The sequence below is a fragment of the Corynebacterium sp. p3-SID1761 genome (assembly GCF_055862885.1).
In genome coordinates, this window is record NZ_JBSQBJ010000032.1 from 1 (window position 1) to 5,560 (window position 5,560).

Below are 5,560 nucleotides of genomic sequence, written 5' to 3' on the forward strand. Positions count from 1 at the left end.
GGTAGGCTTAGCTTCCGGGTTCGGAAAGGGACCGGGCGTGACCCCACCGCTAACAACCACCGACAAACCACAATCAGAACAAAACACACACCCAACCAAACCCCAGGGTTCGCTGGTGTGTAGTGCCGTTCCAGACACTGCATAACAAACGCGAGTACACAACCCTTGCGACAATCCGAAATCGTCTTAGCCACAACCACAAACGTGGTTCAATGTGTTGAACATCGGCCAATTAGTACCGGTCACCTCCATCACTCACATGACTTCCAGATCCGGCCTATCAACCCCATAATCTATAGGGAACCTCAAAAGAAACCTCATCTCAGAACAGGCTTCCCGCTTAGATGCTTTCAGCGGTTATCCCTCCCATACGTAGCCAACCAGCCATGCCACGGGCGTGACAACTGGCCCACCAGAGGTATGTCCGTCCCGGTCCTCTCGTACTAGGGACAGCCTTCTTCAAGTTTCAACGCGCACGGCGGATAGAGACCGAACTGTCTCACGACGTTCTAAACCCAGCTCGCGTGCCGCTTTAATGGGCGAACAGCCCAACCCTTGGGACCTACTCCAGCCCCAGGATGCGACGAGCCGACATCGAGGTGCCAAACCATCCCGTCGATATGGACTCTTGGGGAAGATCAGCCTGTTATCCCCGGGGTACCTTTTATCCGTTGAGCGACACCGCTTCCACAAGCCGGTGCCGGATCACTAGTCCCTACTTTCGTACCTGCTCGACCTGTCAGTCTCACAGTCAAGCTCCCTTGTGCACTTACACTCAACACCTGATTGCCAACCAGGCTGAGGGAACCTTTGGGCGCCTCCGTTACACTTTGGGAGGCAACCGCCCCAGTTAAACTACCCACCAGGCACTGTCCCTAACCCGGATCACGGGCCGAGGTTCAGATGCCCAATCCGATCAGAGTGGTATTTCACCAACGACTCCACAACCACTAGCGTGACCGCTTCACAGTCTCCCACCTATCCTACACAAACCGAACCGAACACCAATACCAAGCTATAGTGAAGGTCCCGGGGTCTTTTCGTCCTGCCGCGCGTAACGAGCATCTTTACTCGTACTGCAATTTCACCGGGCCTGTGGTTGAGACAGCAGGGAAGTCGTTACGCCATTCGTGCAGGTCGGAACTTACCCGACAAGGAATTTCGCTACCTTAGGATGGTTATAGTTACCACCGCCGTTTACTGGGGCTTAAATTCTCCGCTTCGGACAAACGTCCTAACAGGTCCTCTTAACCTTCCAGCACCGGGCAGGCGTCAGTCCGTATACATCGACTTAAAGTCTTCGCACGGACCTGTGTTTTTAGTAAACAGTCGCTTCCCTCTATTCTCTGCGACCACCACCAGCTCAACACGTCGTTCACCAGTAGTGGCACCCCTTCTCCCGAAGTTACGGGGCCATTTTGCCGAATTCCTTAACCACAGTTCACCCGAACGCCTTAGTATTCTCTACCTGACCACCTGTGTCGGTTTACGGTACGGGCCGTACATGCACTCACTAGAGGCTTTTCTCGACAGCATAGGATCACCAACATCCCCACAACGGGTACGCATCACGCCTCACCCTACATGCAGGACGGATTTACCAATTCCTGCGGGCCACACGCTTACACCACAATCCAATAAGTGGCTTGGCTACCTTCCTGCGTCACCCCATCGCTTGGCTACTACCAGATCAGGTCCTACGCATCCACACACCACACACACAAAAGTGCATGCAGCATACTTCAGGGCAGTTAGTATCACTGATTCACCATTGGTCGCACACACACGGGTACGGGAATATCAACCCGTTAACCATCGACTACGCCTGTCGGCCTCGCCTTAGGACCCGACTCACCCTGGGAAGATTAGCTTGACCCAGGAACCCTTAGTCATCCGGCGGATACGTTTCACACGCATCATTCGCTACTCATGCCTGCATTCTCACTCGCATAACCTCCACCACACGGTCACCCGGCAGCTTCAACGATCACACGACGCTCCCCTACCAACCCAACAAAGTTGAGTTCCGCGGTTTCGGCGGTGTACTTGAGCCCCACTACATTGTCGGCGCAGAACCACTCGACCAGTGAGCTATTACGCACTCTTTCAAGGATGGCTGCTTCTAAGCCAACCTCCTGGCTGTCTTCGCGATCCCACATCCTTTTCCACTTAGCACACTCTTAGGGGCCTTAACCGGCGATCTGGGCTGTTTCCCTCTCGACTAACGAAGCTTATCCCCCGCAGTCTCACTGCCGCGCTCTGACTTACCGGCATTCGGAGTTTGGCTGACGTCGCTAAGATGATAGTCCCGCTCAACCAACCAGTAGCTCTACCTCCGGCAAGAAACACACGACGCTGCACCTAAATGCATTTCGGGGAGAACCAGCTATCACGGAGTTTGATTGGCCTTTCACCCCTACCCACAACTCATCCCCTCAGTTTTCAACCTAAGTGGGTTCGCGCCTCCACAGCCTCTTACAGCTGCTTCACACTGGCCATGGGTAGATCACCCCGCTTCGGGTCCAGGACATGCCACTAAAAACACCCTCATTAGGATTCGGTTTCCCTACGGCTACCCCACATAACGGGTTAACCTCGCGACATGCCGCTGACTCGCAGGCTCATTCTTCAAAAGGCACGCCATCACCCAAAAGGCTCTGACGGCTTGTAGGCACACGGTTTCAGGTACTATTTCACTCCCCTCCCGGGGTACTTTTCACCATTCCCTCACGGTACTCATACACTATCGGTCACAATAAGTATTCAGGCTTACCGGGCGGTCCCGGCAGATTCACAGCAGATTCCACGAGCCCGCTGCTACTCGGGTATCACATCAACCCCAACACCACATGCTTTCACGTACCGGACTCTCACCGTCTACGGCAGGCCATTCCAAACCACTTCCGCTAACACACAATGCTAAGGCGCGGCATGGCAGCACCGCACAACACAACCCCACAACCCCACACACGCAACCCCTGCCAGGTATCACACGCATGCAGTTTAGCCAAAATCCACGTTCGCTCGCCGCTACTAGCAGAATCATTATTATTTTCTTCTCCTACGGGTACTGAGATGTTTCACTTCCCCGCGTTACCACCACACAAACTATGAATTCATCCATGCAGCGACCACACACAACTGTGGCCAGGTTTCCCCATTCGGACACCCTCGGATCAACGCTCGATTGACAACTCCCCGAGGACTATCGCGGCCTTCCACGTCCTTCATCGGCTTATCATGCCCAAGGCATCCACCGTGCGCCCTTCACAGACAACACAAAATACTAAGACACCCACACACCAACAACCCACACCACAACAGTGCAGACCATCAGCGCGTGAACACAATGATTTCAAACAAAAATCACAAAAAAGAAGATACTCGCGTCCACTATACAGTTCTCAAACAACACAACACCCAAAACAACACAATCACCACTACCGGCAACCACATCACTTCAGGGCGCTCACACAAGGAACAAAATAGATTGTCCCAGACACCCAACAGCCATGACAAACCAAAAACACCTTTGCTAACCCAACCCAAAAAACAGTGCCAACCCCAACACACGCACACTCTTAAACAAACAATGCGACACGATCCAACAACCAACAACCACAACAAAAATGGTTGAACCGGTTACCTATTCACCCAGAAACAAAAATAAACAAAAATACTCCTTAGAAAGGAGGTGATCCAGCCGCACCTTCCGGTACGGCTACCTTGTTACGACTTCGTCCCAATCGCCAATCCCACCTTCGACAGCTCCCTAACAAGTTTGGGCCACTGGCTTCGGGTGTTACCAACTTTCATGACGTGACGGGCGGTGTGTACAAGGCCCGGGAACGTATTCACCGCAGCGTTGCTGATCTGCGATTACTAGCGACTCCGACTTCATGGAGTCGAGTTGCAGACTCCAATCCGAACTGAGACCGGCTTTAAGGGATTAGCTCCACCTCACGGTATCGCAACCCACTGTACCGACCATTGTAGCATGTGTGAAGCCCTGGACATAAGGGGCATGATGATTTGACGTCATCCCCACCTTCCTCCGAGTTAACCCCGGCAGTCTCTCGCGAGTCCCCACCATAACGTGCTGGCAACACAAGACAAGGGTTGCGCTCGTTGCGGGACTTAACCCAACATCTCACGACACGAGCTGACGACAACCATGCACCACCTGTACACCAGCCACAAGGGAAACTACATCTCTGCAGCGATCCGGTGTATGTCAAGCCCAGGTAAGGTTCTTCGCGTTGCATCGAATTAATCCACATGCTCCGCCGCTTGTGCGGGCCCCCGTCAATTCCTTTGAGTTTTAGCCTTGCGGCCGTACTCCCCAGGCGGGGCGCTTAATGCGTTAGCTACGGCACGGGAATCGTAAATAAAACCCCCACACCTAGCGCCCACCGTTTACGGCATGGACTACCAGGGTATCTAATCCTGTTCGCTACCCATGCTTTCGCTCCTCAGCGTCAGTAACTGCCCAGAGACCTGCCTTCGCCATCGGTGTTCCTCCTGATATCTGCGCATTTCACCGCTACACCAGGAATTCCAGTCTCCCCTACAGCACTCTAGTTATGCCCGTATCGCCTGCACGCCCGAAGTTAAGCCCCGGGATTTCACAGACGACGCGACAAACCACCTACGAGCTCTTTACGCCCAGTAATTCCGGACAACGCTCGCACCCTACGTATTACCGCGGCTGCTGGCACGTAGTTAGCCGGTGCTTCTTATCCAGGTACCGTCACCAAAAGGCTTCTTCCCTAGCGAAAGGAGTTTACAACCCGAAGGCCTTCATCCCCCACGCGGCGTCGCTGCATCAGGCTTGCGCCCATTGTGCAATATTCCCCACTGCTGCCTCCCGTAGGAGTCTGGGCCGTGTCTCAGTCCCAATGTGGCCGTACACCCTCTCAGGCCGGCTACCCGTCGTCGCCTTGGTAGGCCATTACCCCACCAACAAGCTGATAGGCCGCGGGCTCATCTTGCACCGAAAAACTTTCCACCACACACACTAAAGCATGGTCCTATCCGGTATTAGACCCAGTTTCCCAGGCTTATCCCGAAGTGCAAGGCAGATCACCCACGTGTTACTCACCCGTTCGCCACTCGAGTACCTCTGCAAGCAGAGGCCTTTCCGTTCGACTTGCATGTGTTAAGCACGCCGCCAGCGTTCGTCCTGAGCCAGGATCAAACTCTCCATAAAAATGTCATCAGACACAGGCGAGCCTGAAAACCAGGCAAACAAAAAACAAAATTACTGACAAAAGAATTGAAAAAAGGATAAATAAATCACATCAACCAACACCAACAAAACATTGCTGGTCATCGACCGACACAACATACATCCACCACTTCAATCAAACTCTTATCAGCCCAACGCGCACCCACAAAAGGCACCACGCTGGGATACGCACATTACATAACGTGGAGACGTTAACACCACGCTGGCGTAACCACCATCAACCCATAATCCATATGAGCCAACGAGAAGCTGAAACAAGTCACAAAGCAAAAGACATACAATGCATCAGAATCAACACAAAGGTTGGTCAAC

The 5,560-nt window shown here is 53.2% G+C and carries 3 rRNA genes; all 3 read right to left on the bottom strand.

Features of this window, described 5'->3' with window-relative positions:
• Positions 1-64, bottom strand: a 5S ribosomal RNA gene (gene rrf / locus ACWXWJ_RS10150); the annotation flags it as partial.
• A 147-nt stretch (positions 65-211) separates the two neighbouring features.
• A 23S ribosomal RNA gene (locus tag ACWXWJ_RS10155) occupies positions 212-3,281 on the bottom strand.
• Positions 3,282-3,687: 406 nt separating this feature from the next.
• Positions 3,688-5,209 (bottom strand): 16S ribosomal RNA (locus ACWXWJ_RS10160).
• Positions 5,210-5,560 lie beyond the last annotated feature (351 nt).